Origin of the sequence: Pseudomonas sihuiensis (genome assembly GCF_900106015.1) — a bacterium.
In the GTDB taxonomy this organism is placed as follows: Bacteria; Pseudomonadota; Gammaproteobacteria; order Pseudomonadales; family Pseudomonadaceae; genus Aquipseudomonas; species Aquipseudomonas sihuiensis.
In genome coordinates this window covers 1,608,461-1,621,527 of sequence record NZ_LT629797.1, presented here as the reverse complement: position 1 = coordinate 1,621,527, position 13,067 = coordinate 1,608,461, and the positions used below count along the sequence as shown (strand labels likewise).

The 13,067-nt window shown below is 60.7% G+C and carries 13 protein-coding genes; 8 read left to right on the top strand and 5 right to left on the bottom strand.

Going from position 1 to position 13,067, the window contains the following annotated elements; translation table 11 throughout:
• The first annotated feature begins 253 nt into the window (after positions 1 to 253).
• The 8 genes from BLT86_RS07650 (at position 254) to BLT86_RS07615 (ending at position 8,598) form a co-directional block, all read left to right on the top strand.
• Entirely contained in the window at positions 254 to 1,627 is a 1,374-nt protein-coding gene (locus tag BLT86_RS07650; protein ID WP_092375852.1) for a hemolysin family protein, read from the top strand.
• Positions 1,624 to 2,640 (top strand): CNNM domain-containing protein, encoded by a 1,017-nt coding sequence (locus tag BLT86_RS07645; RefSeq protein WP_092375849.1) that lies wholly within the window; start codon positions 1,624 to 1,626, stop codon positions 2,638 to 2,640. Before BLT86_RS07650 ends, BLT86_RS07645 begins: the two co-directional genes overlap by 4 nt.
• A gap of 128 nt (positions 2,641 to 2,768) precedes the next feature.
• Complete coding sequence (locus BLT86_RS07640; protein ID WP_092375846.1) at positions 2,769 to 3,251, top strand: phosphatidylglycerophosphatase A family protein; 483 nt, start codon at positions 2,769 to 2,771, stop codon at positions 3,249 to 3,251.
• Positions 3,252 to 3,642: 391 nt separating this feature from the next.
• Positions 3,643 to 4,533 carry a TauD/TfdA dioxygenase family protein gene (locus tag BLT86_RS07635; protein WP_092375843.1) on the top strand — a complete coding sequence of 297 codons (891 nt, stop codon included), beginning with the start codon at positions 3,643 to 3,645 and terminating at the stop codon, positions 4,531 to 4,533.
• Between the two features lie 53 nt (positions 4,534 to 4,586).
• Positions 4,587 to 5,636 carry an ABC transporter substrate-binding protein gene (locus BLT86_RS07630; protein WP_092375840.1) on the top strand — a complete coding sequence of 350 codons (1,050 nt, stop codon included), beginning with the start codon at positions 4,587 to 4,589 and terminating at the stop codon, positions 5,634 to 5,636.
• Positions 5,637 to 5,641: 5 nt separating this feature from the next.
• The gene (locus tag BLT86_RS07625) at positions 5,642 to 6,511 is read left to right on the top strand and encodes an ABC transporter ATP-binding protein (protein WP_092375837.1); all 870 of its coding nucleotides are present in this window, start codon (positions 5,642 to 5,644) and stop codon (positions 6,509 to 6,511) included.
• 13 nt (positions 6,512 to 6,524) lie between these two features.
• Complete coding sequence (locus tag BLT86_RS07620; RefSeq protein ID WP_090336876.1) at positions 6,525 to 7,391, top strand: ABC transporter permease; 867 nt, start codon at positions 6,525 to 6,527, stop codon at positions 7,389 to 7,391.
• 190 nt (positions 7,392 to 7,581) lie between these two features.
• Positions 7,582 to 8,598 (top strand): ABC transporter substrate-binding protein, encoded by a 1,017-nt coding sequence (locus BLT86_RS07615; protein WP_045735924.1) that lies wholly within the window; start codon positions 7,582 to 7,584, stop codon positions 8,596 to 8,598.
• Between the two features lie 57 nt (positions 8,599 to 8,655).
• Here BLT86_RS07615 and BLT86_RS07610 read toward each other — a convergent pair whose 3' ends face one another.
• From BLT86_RS07610 to BLT86_RS07590, 5 genes are all read right to left on the bottom strand, one after another.
• Positions 8,656 to 10,560, bottom strand: a complete 1,905-nt coding sequence (locus BLT86_RS07610; protein ID WP_092375834.1) for a patatin-like phospholipase family protein — start codon at positions 10,558 to 10,560, stop codon at positions 8,656 to 8,658.
• A gap of 182 nt (positions 10,561 to 10,742) precedes the next feature.
• On the bottom strand, positions 10,743 to 11,009 hold the full coding sequence (locus BLT86_RS07605) for a DUF2790 domain-containing protein (protein ID WP_075748070.1): 267 nt from the start codon (positions 11,007 to 11,009) through the stop codon (positions 10,743 to 10,745).
• A 185-nt stretch (positions 11,010 to 11,194) separates the two neighbouring features.
• On the bottom strand, positions 11,195 to 11,533 hold the full coding sequence (locus BLT86_RS07600; RefSeq protein ID WP_075748068.1) for an antibiotic biosynthesis monooxygenase family protein: 339 nt from the start codon (positions 11,531 to 11,533) through the stop codon (positions 11,195 to 11,197).
• A gap of 44 nt (positions 11,534 to 11,577) precedes the next feature.
• Complete coding sequence (locus tag BLT86_RS07595) at positions 11,578 to 12,552, bottom strand: zinc-dependent alcohol dehydrogenase family protein (protein WP_075748066.1); 975 nt, start codon at positions 12,550 to 12,552, stop codon at positions 11,578 to 11,580.
• 153 nt (positions 12,553 to 12,705) lie between these two features.
• Positions 12,706 to 13,008, bottom strand: a complete 303-nt coding sequence (locus BLT86_RS07590) for an ArsR/SmtB family transcription factor (protein WP_075748064.1) — start codon at positions 13,006 to 13,008, stop codon at positions 12,706 to 12,708.
• Positions 13,009 to 13,067: the final 59 nt, after the last annotated feature.

Sequence of the window (13,067 nt, the reverse complement as noted above, 5' to 3'; positions counted from 1 at the left end):
CGAACGGCATGGTTATATCGAGTGCCCGATCTCGCGTTCGCATTTGTATTCAAATGTTAGAAATTCGTTTCACAGTGCTAGAAACCACTATCTACGGGCCTTTGTAAGCATTTTCTGCACTGATTATCAAAGTGGCGTGGAGCCTGGGAAGGAATATAATGGCGGCCCTTTGTCACTTCGGATCCATTGTGGACACATCAAGCCCCAGCGGTTGTAGACGCTCTTCTGAAACGAAAAATGATGAGGTGATGCGGTGATCGAGCCGACCCTCACTCTCCTGTTCGGTACCCTCGTTATCCTGGCGATCATTGCGGCAAACGGCTATTTCGTCGCCCAGGAATTCGCCTACATGGCCGTCGACCGTACGCGACTCGCAGTACTGGCCGCCGACGGTGATGCCTCCGCCAAGCGCGCGCTTGAAGTGACCAAACGAACCAGCTTTATGCTGTCGGGTGCCCAGCTGGGCATCACTGTGACAGGTCTGCTGGTCGGTGTCGTGGCAGAGCCGTTAGTTGGACAGTCGCTCGGTGTCTTGCTGGGCGGGGTCGGCATTCCGTCCGAGGTCGGCGTAACCGTCGGTACGCTGCTTGCCCTGGTGGTCGCCACGATTATCCAGATGATTTTTGGCGAGCTCTATCCGAAGAACCTGGCAATCGCCAATGCCGATCCTCTGGCCAGAGGTCTTGCGCGCTCGACCCTGATTTACCTGACGGTATTCGGTTGGTTGATCGGCTTCTTCGACAAGTCGGCCAACATTTTCCTGCGCATGCTGCGCATCGAACCCGTCCACGATCTGGACGTAAGTGTCTCGGCCGACGATCTACCGCACATCATCTCTGACTCGCGTGACAGCGGAGACCTTCCTGTAGAGCTCTCGCTGATGCTGGATCGCATTCTTGACTTCCCCCAGCAGGACGTCGAACACGCCATGATTCCGCGGTCGCAGGTTGACTGGCTCACGCCTGAGACGACGTTGGTCAAACTGCGCGAACTCATGGCCAGTGGTCATACCCGTTACCCCGTCATCCACGAGGACACCCCTGTCGGCGTCGTTCACCTCACGGATGTCCTGTTGCGACTATTAGCAGGGGATACTGAAGACACTGTTGAGTCGGTGATGAGACCAGCCACGGTTATGCCTACCCTCATGGCGCTACCGGATGCCCTTGCTGAATTGATTCAGACCAACAACCAGCTGGCCTGCGTCATCGATGAATACGGCAGCTTCGTGGGTGTGCTGACCCTTGAGGATCTTGCCGAGGAAATCGTCGGCGAGATTACCGATGAGCATGATGAAGAGAGCGCCGATCCGCTCATGCCTGGCGGTGACGGCATCTGGATCATGGATGGCGACGTGCACCTGGACGAGGTCGAGCGTGCGCTCGGCTATGACCTGCCTTGCGAGGACGTCGAAACCATCGCGGGCCTGTTGATCGCGGAGCTGGGTGCTTTGCCCGCCGAAGGCGACATCGTGACGATAGCCTTGCCTGAGGATCCTTCAGAGCTGGTTTCCGATCTGCCCGTGGCGCGTCAGCTAGTGATCGAGGTACTGCGGGTTGAGCGGTACGTGCCGACGCAGGTGCGTGTCACGCTCGTCGAGACGTTGCAACAGGAGGAAGCGCAATGAATGATCCCCTGATCATCACATTGGTGACCATTGTCCTCATCGTGCTCAGCGCAGTCTTCGTCATCATCGAGTTCGCACTGCTCGGTGCCCGTCGTCACCGCCTCGAGGAACTGGCTCCGACCAGCAGCTCTGCACGCGCCGCGTTGCGCGGCATGAACGACCTCACCCTGATGCTGGCTGGTGCTCAGCTGGGCATCACGTTCTGTACCTTCGCACTGGGCGCCGTGACCAAGCCTGCTGTCGACACCTGGCTGGGCCCGCTGCTGATCGCCTGGGGTGTGCCCGAGTGGGCGGCGGGTGGTGCGTCCTTCGCGCTCGCGCTCTTCGTGGTGACCTTCCTGCACCTGGTCGTTGGCGAGATGGCACCGAAATCCTGGGCGATTGCGCACCCGGAACGTTCGGCACTTGCCGTGGGGCTGATATCGCGCGCGTACATCTGGCCATTGCGCCCCCTGATGAGGTGGGTCAATCGGATTGCGAACCGCCTGGTCAAGGCGTCCGGTGTCGAGCCTGTCGAAAGCGCTGCGGTGGGTGGGCAGGACATCGCCACCATTCGCAAGCTCGTCGAGCACTCTGCTGAGGTTGGAACGCTCCAGCCTGCTCTTCAGCAGCAGATCTCCAGTCTTATTGATCTTGGCACCTTGCCGATCGAGGAGCTGGTAACGAGTAACGCTGTCCCTGTGCATGTCACGTTTGATGCGTCCGTAGAGGATGTACGCGCCATCGCTGCTCAGTCAGGCCATCTGCGGATCCTGATACTCGGCGCCAGCGACAAGCTGCCTTTGGTCGTTCATCTGCGTGACACTCTGCTTGAACCGAATACGCGACCTGCGCGGGAAATCGCCCGCCAGGTATTCGTTCTGGACGCGAAAACGCCGGTCTACGAATCCCTGGCGCTCATGCGTAAGTCGAGCGTTCAGCTTGCGGTGGTCATGCAAGACGGGCAGTTGAAAGGGGTGGTAACGCTCGCCGACATACTGGCGCGCATACTGCCTCTGGCGACCGCTTCCTAGCCGACTCTCCCGTCAGCCCCGGACCAAGTTACTCCGGGGCTGACGGGATCGGGCTCGCGTTGACAGGCTGCCCCTGGCTAACCGACCTGTAGCCTGTTCCAGATGCATGAGATGGATCTGCGATTCTGATGATAGAAACCCTGGTCGTGCAGGCAGCGACGGGCTTTGGCCTCGGCCAGTTGCCGTTCATGCCCGGAACCTTCGGCTCGTTGCTTGGCTTGCCTCTGGCTTGGTGGCTGCTGGGTCATCCACCGAGGCGGCAGGCTCTCATCGCGGTGATCCTGCTGGTTGTAGCTGTACCGCTCTGCCACTGGGCTTCGCTGTGGCTGGGGGGCGGGGATATTCCACAGATCGTTGCAGACGAGTACCTGGTGTTTCCGGTCTCGGTGATGGGGCTCGCTTCAATGCGCCGTCCCTGGGTGCTCCTGACAGCGTTCGTGCTATTTCGCTTGTTCGATGCCCTCAAGCTGCCGCCGCTGAATTTTCTCGAGGCAGTCGGTGGTGGGCTGGGTATCGTCCTGGACGACCTTATGGCGGCCGTTTACAGCTGGATTGTGATCGCGGTTGCTATTCGTTTATGGCGTTGGTTCTGTAAAAAACAGGCCATATGAGCTCAAAGAGAGCCTATCGAATCCGCCCATATCGTTAACACCATGACCTCTTCTCGCCGATAGCCGACCCTCTTAACGACAACTATCTGCTAGTCGAGGCCGGCTATTTGCGATTGATTCATCGGTCTAGGCCGGTCCTGTTTGCCTAAAGCAAGTGACTGTCTGGCTGACGAAGCGCCCGATAGTGGCGGCGAGCGTGACACCTGATGGCGCGACTCGCTGACAGGTCATATGAATATTCTTATTCGGTATTTAAAGTAATTTTCTTATACCTATAAAGTCACATCCCATGCGTACCTGCCGACCAATCGGCGCGCCGCACTGAACACATGGCCGAACCCTCGGCCGGTCAAAGTGACGCGCCGATTGGCGCCTATGCATGGAGTTATCTATGTCGGCAGTAGCCCATACCATCACCGCGGCGTCGGCACAGTCGTTCGAAGTTCGTCCCTTCGATGCGCCCGTGGGCGCCGAGATCATCGGCCTGGATTTGACCAGGCCGCTCAGTGATGACGACTTCGCCCGTGTCCATCGCGCCCATCTCGATCACGCCCTGCTGGTATTCCGTGACCAGCGCATCACCCCCGAACAGCAGATCGCCTTCAGCCGCCGTTTCAGCCCGCTGCAGATCCACGTGCTCAAGCAGTTTCTGCTGGCCGATCACCCGGAGATTTTCATCATCTCCAACATCGTCGAGAACGGTCAGCCCATCGGCCTGGGCGATGCCGGTAAGTTTTGGCATTCGGATCTCTCCTACAAGGAATTCCCCAGCCTGGGTTCCATGCTGCTGGCTCAGGAGCTACCGGAGGAGGGCGGCGATACGCTGTTCGCCAGCCAGCAACTGGCCTATGAGACCCTGCCGGCGGAGCTGCGCCAGGCCATCGAAGGCAAACGTGCCGCGCATTCCTACACCGCGCGCTATGCCGATGAAGTGTTCGCCGGAATTCGTCGCCCGACGCTGACCGAGGCGCAACTGGCCGAGGTCAAGTCGGTCGTTCACCCGGTAGTGCGCACCCACCCGGAAACCGGGCGCAAGGGCCTGTTCGTCAACGAGAACTTCACCACGCACATCCTCGATATTCCCGAGGACGAGAGCCGGCAGATCCTCGCCGAGCTCTATGCCCACAGCGCCAGACCCGAGTTCATCTACCGCCACCAGTGGCAACCCCACGACATGGTGTTCTGGGACAACCGCGCGCTGATTCACCTGGCCACCGGTTGCCCGAGCCACCTGCGCCGGCGCATGCACCGCACGACCATCCAGGGCGACGTGCCGTTCTGATTGACCGCAACACCCTAATTCCCTTTTCGCTTTCATCCGAATGGAGTCACACCATGTCTCTAGGCAAACGCTTTCCCTTCATTCCGCGTTTTGGCCGGCTGGCCAGCGGTATCGGGCTTTCCCTGAGCCTGCTGGTCGGCTCGCTGGCGGCGCCTCAGGCGGCGCAGGCCGAGGGGCAGATTCGCATTGCCGAGCAGTTCGGCATCGTCTACCTGTTGCTCAATGTGGTCCGTGACCAGCAGTTGATCGAGAAGCACGGCAAGGCCGACGGCCTGGACATCAAGGTCGACTGGCAGCAGCTCTCCGGTGGCGCGGCGATCAACGACGCGCTGCTGTCCGGCGCCATCGACATCGACATCGCCGGTGCCGGCATCGGCCCGCTGCTCACCGTCTGGGATCGCACTCACGGCAAGCAGAACGTCAAGGGCGTGGCCTCGCTGGGTAACTTCCCGTACTACCTGCTGAGCAACAACCCCAAGGTCAAGACCATCGCCGATTTCACCGAGAAGGATCGCATCGCCGTGCCGGCGGTGGGCGTCTCGGTGCAGTCGCGCTTCCTCCAGTACGCCGCCGCCAAGCAGTGGGGCGACAAGGAATTCGACCGCCTGGACAAGTACACCGTGGCCCTGCCGCACCCGGATGCCACCGCCTCGCTGCTGTCCGGCGGTACCGAGCTGACCGGGCATTTCTCCAACCCGCCGTTCCAGAACCAGGCGCTGGAGAACCCCAATGTGCACGTGGTGCTCGACACCTACAAGCTGCTCGGCCCGAACTCGCCGACCGTGCTCTATGCCACCGAGAAATTCCGCAACGACAACCCCAAGACCTACAAGGCCTTCGTCGCCGCGCTGGCCGAGGCTGCCGAATTCGCCCAGAACGACAAGGGCGCGGCAGCCGACACCTACATCCGCGTGACCGGCGCCAAGATCAGCCGCGAGGAGCTGCTGAAGATCATCGACAACGAGCAGTTCCAGTTCAGCGTCACGCCGACCAACACCTACCCGCTGGCCGAATTCCTCCAGCGCGTCGGCGCAATCAAGAACAAGCCGGCCTCCTGGCAGGACTACTTCTTCGAAGACCCCGCCATCGGTCAAGGAAGCTGACCCCCATGAATGCCCCCTTGCAAGGCCACACGGCCAGCACGCAACGCACAGGCGCCTTCGACACCCTGCTTGAGGTGGAGAAGGTCAGCCTTGAATACCGCACCCCACAGCGCGTAGTGCGCGCCACCCACGAAGTCAGCTTCGAAGTGGATCGCTCGGACCGTTTCGTGCTGCTTGGCCCTTCGGGGTGCGGCAAGTCCACGTTGCTCAAGGCCGTGGCCGGTTTCATCAAACCGGTCGGCGGCCGCATCCGCCTGGATGGCGCCGAGGTGCGCGAGCCCGGCCCGGATCGCATCGTGGTGTTCCAGGAGTTCGACCAGTTGCCGCCGTGGAAGACGGTGAAGCAGAACGTCATGTTCCCGCTGCTGGCATCGCGCACCCTGGGGCGCCGCGAGGCCGAAGAACGGGCGCTGCACTATCTGGAGAAAGTCGGCCTGGCCGCCTTCGCCGATGCCTACCCGCACACCCTGTCCGGCGGCATGAAGGCGCGCGTGGCGATTGCCCGGGCGCTGGCCATGCAGCCGAAGATCCTGCTGATGGACGAGCCGTTCGCCGCGCTCGACGCACTGACCCGTCGCAAGATGCAGGAGGAGCTGCTGCAGCTGTGGGAAGAAGTGCGCTTCACCTTGCTGTTCGTCACCCACTCGATCGAGGAGGCGCTGATCGTCGGCAACCGCATCCTGCTGCTGTCGCCGCACCCGGGGCGCGTACGGGCGGAGGTGGGCAGTCACCAGTTCGACCTGCACAGCCTGGGTGGCGCGGCGTTCCAGCAGACAGCGCAGCGCATTCATCGCCTGTTGTTCGAGGAAGACAGCGAGGAGGGCGCCCGCGCCGCTGCCGAGCTGGGCTTCCACGACATCCGCATCGCCTACTGAGGAGAGCGCAACCATGAGTCTTTCCCCCGCACGGCGTGAGGAATACGAAATACCGCTGCAACCCTTGCCGGACCTCAAGCTGGAGCGCGAGCTGCCTCTGGCACAGCGGCTCTGGCAGCAGGGCTGGCTGCGCAAGACCCTGATCCTGCTGGCCCTGGCGCTGATCTGGGAGCTGGCAGCGCGTTACCAGGGCAACGACCTCCTGCTGCCCAGCTTCCTGCAGACGGCCAAAGCCTTCTTCGAGGGCATCGGCACTGGCGAGTTGCTGGAGAAGGTGGTGATCTCGCTGTCGGTGCTGGTCAAGGGCTACCTGCTCGGTATTGGCCTGGCCTTCCTGCTGACCACCCTGGCGGTGTCGACCCAGCTGGGGCGCGATCTGTTGTCGACCCTGACTTCGATGTTCAACCCGCTGCCGGCCATCGCGCTGCTGCCGCTGTCGCTATTGTGGTTCGGTCTGGGCGAGAACAGCCTGATCTTCGTGCTGGTGCATTCGGTGCTGTGGGCGCTGGCGCTCAATACCTACGCCGGGTTTCTCGGCGTGTCGGAGACTCAGCGCATGGCCGGGCGCAACTACGGCCTAAGGGGCCTGCGCTTCGTGCTGTTCATCCTGATCCCGGCGGCGCTGCCGTCGATCCTGGCGGGCCTGAAGATCGGCTGGGCCTTCGCCTGGCGCACCCTGATCGCCGCCGAACTGGTGTTCGGCGCCTCCAGCGGCAAGGGCGGCCTGGGCTGGTACATCTTCCAGAACCGCAACGAGCTGTACACCGACAAGGTCTTCGCTGGCCTGGCGGCGGTGATCCTGATCGGCCTGCTGGTGGAGAACCTGGTGTTCGCCACGGTGGAGCGGGTGACCGTGAAACGTTGGGGGATGCAGCGTTGATACGTAGGGGGCCACGTCACCGATCCACCTGTGCGGTCCGAATCGTAGGGTGGGCCGGGCGGCGATCCGTTTTAGCCCACCAACTGGACGCACCGCCGGTGGGCTGAAGCCCACCCTACATACGGGGTCGGATCACCGCCTGGCCCACCTACACACGAATAATTCACTGATCACATAACGAGAAACGACCATGACCAACACCTTCACATTCGGCCGTCTGGCCGCCGCACTGGGCTTGCTCGGCGCATTGGCAACTCCGCTGGCCGCGCAGGCCGAAGGCAAGATCAGCATCGCCCAGCAGTTCGGCATCGGTTACCTGGTGCTGCACGTGGTCAAGGATCAGCAACTGATCGAGAAGCATGCCAAGGCCCAGGGGCTGGACAAGGTGGAGGTCGAGTGGCGCACCATCTCCGGGGCCACCGCCATGAACGAGGCGCTGCTGGCTGGCGCCATCGACGTGGTCTCGGCGGGAGTGCCGCCGATGCTGACCGTCTGGGATCGCACCCATGGTCGGCAGAACGTCAAGGCGGTCGCCTCGCTTGGCTCGCTGCCCAACTACCTGTTGAGCAACCGTGAAGAGGTGAAGACGCTGGACGATCTGTCCGAGAAGGATCGCATCGCCGTGCCGGCCGCCGGCGTCGGCTTCCAGTCGCGCACCCTGCAGATCGAGACCGCCAAACTGTATGGCAAGGACGATTTCCAGCGTTTCGACAATATTTCCGTCAGCCTGCCGCATCCGGACGCCACGGCCGCGCTGATCAAGGGCGGCTCGGAAATCACCGCGCATTTTTCCAGCCCGCCATTCCAGTACCAGGCGCTGGAGAACCCCAAGGTGCACAAACTGATCAGCAGCTACGACATTCTCGGCGGCCAGGCTACGTTCAACGTGCTCTATGCCACCGAGAAATTCCATGACGAGAATCCCAAGACCTACAAGGCCTTCTATGACGCGCTGGTGGAAGCCGAGCAGATCATCAAGGCCGACAAGGCCGCCGCGGCAGAGACTTACATCCGTGTGGAGAACTCCAAGCTGCCGCTGGACTTCGTGAAGAAGATCATCGAGGACCCGGAAAACGACTTCACCATCTCGCCGCAGCGCACCTTCATCTATGCCGAGCAGCTGCATGAGCTGGGGGTGCTGAAGAACAAGGCGGCGTCCTGGAAGGACTACTTCTTCGAAGAGGCCTACGCCCATCCGGGTAGCTGATCACCGCCGCTGTTCGTACAAGGCTCCCATCTGGGAGCCTTGTTGTTTGTCGACGGCCTACAGGCGTGGGCGCAGCTTGAGTTCGGGCGTGGGTTTGGGCGCCCCCTTGGCCGGGTGGCTTTCCGGGTGCTGTTCGATCATCTGGGCGATCTCCCGCAGTTTGCCAAGCATGGCCTGGGCCAGGCCGGCCTGGGTGCGGTACAGGCCAGTGTCCGGGTCCTGTTCCAGGTCACTAAGACCTTTGAAGGGATAGCTGTAGCGTTTGGCATCGGCGGTGAAGAAGCGCTGGTAGTCCTGTTCGGTGCCGTGCAGTTCGCGGCAGGCTCTTTCCAGGCTCTGCAGCTGTTCGGCGACGCTGGCCAGTTGCAGGCGCAGACGAATGATCTGGTGGTTCTCCCAGTTCATTGGCGAGGCCTGGGCGCCCGGCTGCCAATGCTGCGGGTCGCCGAAACGCAGGACGAACTGCTGGCCGGCTTCGCGTCCGTAGCGGGTCAGCCGTTCGATGCGCTCGGTGGGCATGGTCAGGTTGAGGCCGCCTTCTTCGCGGGTCAGCTGGATCAGGCCGATACGGTCGCGAAAGCCGGGCATCAGCGACAGGGTTTCGTGGTTCCAGTCCTTGGCGACGTTGCTGAGCAGGGCGAGGAAACCGCGCAGGGCTGGCAAACCCTTCTGCGGGAAACGGCGCCAGTAGGCTAGCCGTGCATCGCCATTGTTACGTGGGAAGCGCACGCGTTGTTCGTCGGCACCATCGGTCGGTCCCAGATCGAGGCCGAAGGTGGGGCGCCTGGGCAGCGCGGCATCGAAGAAGTGGATGGGAAAGTTCGAGCTGATGCCGCCATCGGTGAACCAGCAGCGCTCCAGCTTCTTCCCGTTCTTGCGGTAGTCCACGGCGTGCAGTGGTACGGCGCTGAGCAGCAGGGGAAAGCTCAGACTCATGCGTACGGCCACGATTACCGGCAGGTCATCGGGCAGTGGCAGGCGCAGATACCCGTCGCCGCGATCATCGCCGGGGCGCTGGTGAGCGCTCATCCAGGCCACCACGCGGTGGGGGAATAGCCGCGCGAACTCCTCCTGGCGGAAGTGGAACTGGTTGTTCTCGCGTACCTGCTCGTCGTCACGAAAGGGCAGGCGGAAAGGCCGCGCCATGCTCAGGCAGGTGGTCATCACCTGCAGGTCGATGCCATGGCGACGCAGGTCGCCGAAGGTCAATGGCCGTTCGCACTCGATGGCATCCGCCCGACTGGCGCAGTATTCGCGCTGACCGCTGAGCTGATCGAAGTACTGGGTCAGCCAGGTGGTAAGGGCTTCATCCGGGGCATCGTCATCGGCCTCTGGCATGCCGCTGCACAGGCCGAAACCGCTCGCTGGTAATTCACGCGATGCCACCAAGGCCAGGCGCACGATCACGGCGAGCACGCCACCCAGCGCTGCGAACAGCAAGACCCAGAGCCAAACCAGCACGCTGGCGCTGCTGGCAGCACTCCACCACAGCGGCCCGCCTGCCAGCAGGGCGCCGACCAGGGCGGCGAGCTTGTGGCGCATGAGCATGACCTTCAGTGGTGCGAACAACCGCGTCCAGGGACTTTTTCCCTTGACCTCGAGGATGGCGATGAAGGTATCGAACAGGGCGCGCACTGCCGGGGCAGGCTTGAACAACGCCAGCAGTTTGGTGCCATGGCCATTCGCTGCGGGCACGCAGAGGTGCTGAGGCAGTCGTTCGATTGTCGCGAAGCCGGCTGGGTCGCTGCTCAACTCACCCTGCTGATAGCGCTGGCGGCCCAGTTCGGCAGCGGCCGCTGCAGCCGCGGCGATGGCACCAGCGCTGGTGCCGCCGATGCTGCGCAGGCGAAACGCCTTGGCGATTTCGGTGATGGCCAGCGGGTAGACGATGCCGCTGGTTATGCCACCTTTCATGATCAGGTCGCATTCCCGGGCAAAGGCCGCCTGGCGCGAATCGCTCATCTACTGCTCCTTGTCGTCATGCCGAACGCTGGCGCGGGCATGATAACGCGGCTTTGACGGCTATATGCCAGTATTGCGAGCGATTGCCAATAATGAACGGTTGCATAGGCGTTGATCGCTAAGTTGTACGCATTTGCTCATTTCCACGGCAAATTGCCATCCTTGGCGTCACTGGCGTTATGTCAGTGCCCTTTACTGCAGGCATCAGAGAGAGCCTTGAATTTCAGGGTCTGGATGTTTCCAGCTGAGTCTATGTATTTCATCAGGTGATCCACAGGCTTGCAGGTATGGGTTTTGGGCTTTGATATGGACAGAACCTTGGCTACATCAAGTTTCAATCCATACTTGTAAGTGGTGGCCGGGCTTTCAGCGAGTGCATTGCCGCATAGAAGCAAGGCAAGGCTGGTAATTAAAATGTTTGCCAGGTTTTTTGCATGTTTGCTGATCATCTTTAAATTCCGAAAAAGCTAAATGGATGTCGAATGCCTCCAGGAGAGTTGAGCGTGGTTGCCAACTCACTCTCGGAGCAAAACGACGGAATTGTGTTCAGGTAAGTTGATCTGACAGTCTTGTATTTCAAATACTGTCAGATCAAATGGTGGCCATGAGTAGCGGCGAAGTCAGGGCTGCAGGCTTAAGCTTTTGGCACTGCAATATCGAAGGCCTGATCGTTTCCATTGGTAAAGGCGGCCCCCTGAATGTGGTAGACAGTCGGCTCTTGCGAGAAGTATTCCTCCAGGCCCTGCATGAAGGTCTGATGGTCGTCACTCGCTTCGAAACCCGGCGCATGGTCCTCAAGTGAAGCCCAACGCACGATCAGGTTGAACGTCTCGGGGCTTTCGATTCCCTGCGCGAACATATGGCCGTGGTAGCCCTTGGCGCGTTGGAGCAAGTGAACCACTTCGGCAAATGCTTGTTTGAACTGTTCGATCTGTGCACTGTGAACAGGCAGTACGGCGATTTCATAAATCATTGCGGTATTCCTCTAGAGTCATTTTGGTAGTTGAACCTATGTACTTACGGGGCGAGCGAGGGCTCGACGGCAATCGCGACTTTGCCGCGAAGACCGTTGTTGGGCGTCTCCAGCAGCGCATGGGCGCTTGAGATATCAGCGAGCGAATAGACCGCGCCAATATGGGGGCGCAACTGGCCGCGCTCGACCAATGCCTTCAGTTCATCGAGCTTGCCGCGGTTCTGGCGGGTGAAGACGAAGTGGTAACTGGCGTTCTTGCCCCAGGCCTGAATCAGGTTCTGCGGCTTGGCGATGTCCACGATCGAAACCACACGGCCGAGCTGGGCGAGTGCGTCGGGGCTACGGGTCAAGGTGTCGCCGCCGATGGTGTCGAAGATCACATCGACGCCGTGGCCATCGGTTTCCCGCAGGACGGCGTCAACGTAATCCTCTTGTTCGTAGTCGATGACCACATCGGCACCCAGACCCCGGGCAAACTCGAAGTTCGCTTCGCGCACGGTGGTGAACACCCGAGCGCCGATGGCTTTTGCCACCTGGATCGCGACATGGCCGACGCCACCCGCACCGCCGTGGATCAGAATGCTTTCCCCGACCCTCAGCGATACGCGCCCGATCAGTGCTTCCCAGACCGTCCCGCCTACCAGCGTCAGGCTTGCCGCCTCGAGATGGCTCAGCGATGCCGGCTTCTTGCCGATGATGCTTTCGGACGCAACGTGGTACTCGGCATAGCTGCCGTCGCCTTCGAAAATCTGCGTGGTGTACCAGACCTCATCGCCTGGCACGAAGCTCGTCACACCTGGGCCGACCGCTTCGACGACGCCGGAGACGTCATGCCCGGTAATGGCGGGGAGAGGCACGTAGTCGACGTAGTCACCACGACGTACCTGGTAATCCAGTGGGTTGATGGAGGTTGCGTGAACCCGCACCAACACTTGTCCTGCCTGCGGTACGGGTTTGGCCACTTCGCTCAGTTCGAACGCGTTAGGGCCGCCAAAGGATTTGAGTACTTGCGCTTTCATTGTGTGGTTCCTTGTTTCTGGAAAAAGGGATATAGAGAATTTTCGATATACTGATGCAAAAAATTACGCGCCTGTGCCTAAGGTCTCTCCATTGTCAGTCCTTGTTTCGGCTAAAAGAGATATCGGGAATAATCGATATACAAAGTTAAAAAATTACAGCTCCTTGCCTATCAGCTCGGCCAGAGCACGGATATTGGCTTCATTGCGCTTGTAGTAGGTCCACTGTCCGATCCGACGGACTTCGACCAGACCGACTCGTTGCAGCGTCGCGAGGTAGTCGGACACCGTCGACTGCGACAGACCGACACCTTCCTGAATACTGCTGACGCACACGCCCACGGTATGAACGTCCCCTTCATCCTGGGGAGGAAAGTTCTTCACCGGATCCTTCAACCCCTTGAGGATTCCAAGGCGGGTGGGATTCGAGAGGGCTTTGAATACATTGATCAGGTCCATGGGCGGCGATAATATCGACATTTACCGATATGTCAATGCGTGAATCAACCGTCTGTCGG

What these genes read in the sequence shown, in the direction of transcription:
- BLT86_RS07645 (WP_092375849.1), top strand. Translation starts at nt 1,624, where the DNA reads ATGAATGATCCCCTGATCATCACATTGGTGACCATTGTCCTCATCGTG.
- BLT86_RS07620 (WP_090336876.1), top strand. Translation starts at nt 6,525, where the DNA reads ATGAGTCTTTCCCCCGCACGGCGTGAGGAATACGAAATACCGCTGCAA.
- BLT86_RS07605 (WP_075748070.1), bottom strand. Translation starts at nt 11,009, where the DNA reads ATGATCAGCAAACATGCAAAAAACCTGGCAAACATTTTAATTACCAGC.
- BLT86_RS07630 (WP_092375840.1), top strand. Translation starts at nt 4,587, where the DNA reads ATGTCTCTAGGCAAACGCTTTCCCTTCATTCCGCGTTTTGGCCGGCTG.
- BLT86_RS07610 (WP_092375834.1), bottom strand. Translation starts at nt 10,560, where the DNA reads ATGAGCGATTCGCGCCAGGCGGCCTTTGCCCGGGAATGCGACCTGATC.
- BLT86_RS07635 (WP_092375843.1), top strand. Translation starts at nt 3,643, where the DNA reads ATGTCGGCAGTAGCCCATACCATCACCGCGGCGTCGGCACAGTCGTTC.
- BLT86_RS07595 (WP_075748066.1), bottom strand. Translation starts at nt 12,552, where the DNA reads ATGAAAGCGCAAGTACTCAAATCCTTTGGCGGCCCTAACGCGTTCGAA.
- BLT86_RS07590 (WP_075748064.1), bottom strand. Translation starts at nt 13,008, where the DNA reads ATGGACCTGATCAATGTATTCAAAGCCCTCTCGAATCCCACCCGCCTT.
- BLT86_RS07625 (WP_092375837.1), top strand. Translation starts at nt 5,642, where the DNA reads ATGAATGCCCCCTTGCAAGGCCACACGGCCAGCACGCAACGCACAGGC.
- BLT86_RS07640 (WP_092375846.1), top strand. Translation starts at nt 2,769, where the DNA reads ATGATAGAAACCCTGGTCGTGCAGGCAGCGACGGGCTTTGGCCTCGGC.
- BLT86_RS07615 (WP_045735924.1), top strand. Translation starts at nt 7,582, where the DNA reads ATGACCAACACCTTCACATTCGGCCGTCTGGCCGCCGCACTGGGCTTG.
- BLT86_RS07600 (WP_075748068.1), bottom strand. Translation starts at nt 11,533, where the DNA reads ATGATTTATGAAATCGCCGTACTGCCTGTTCACAGTGCACAGATCGAA.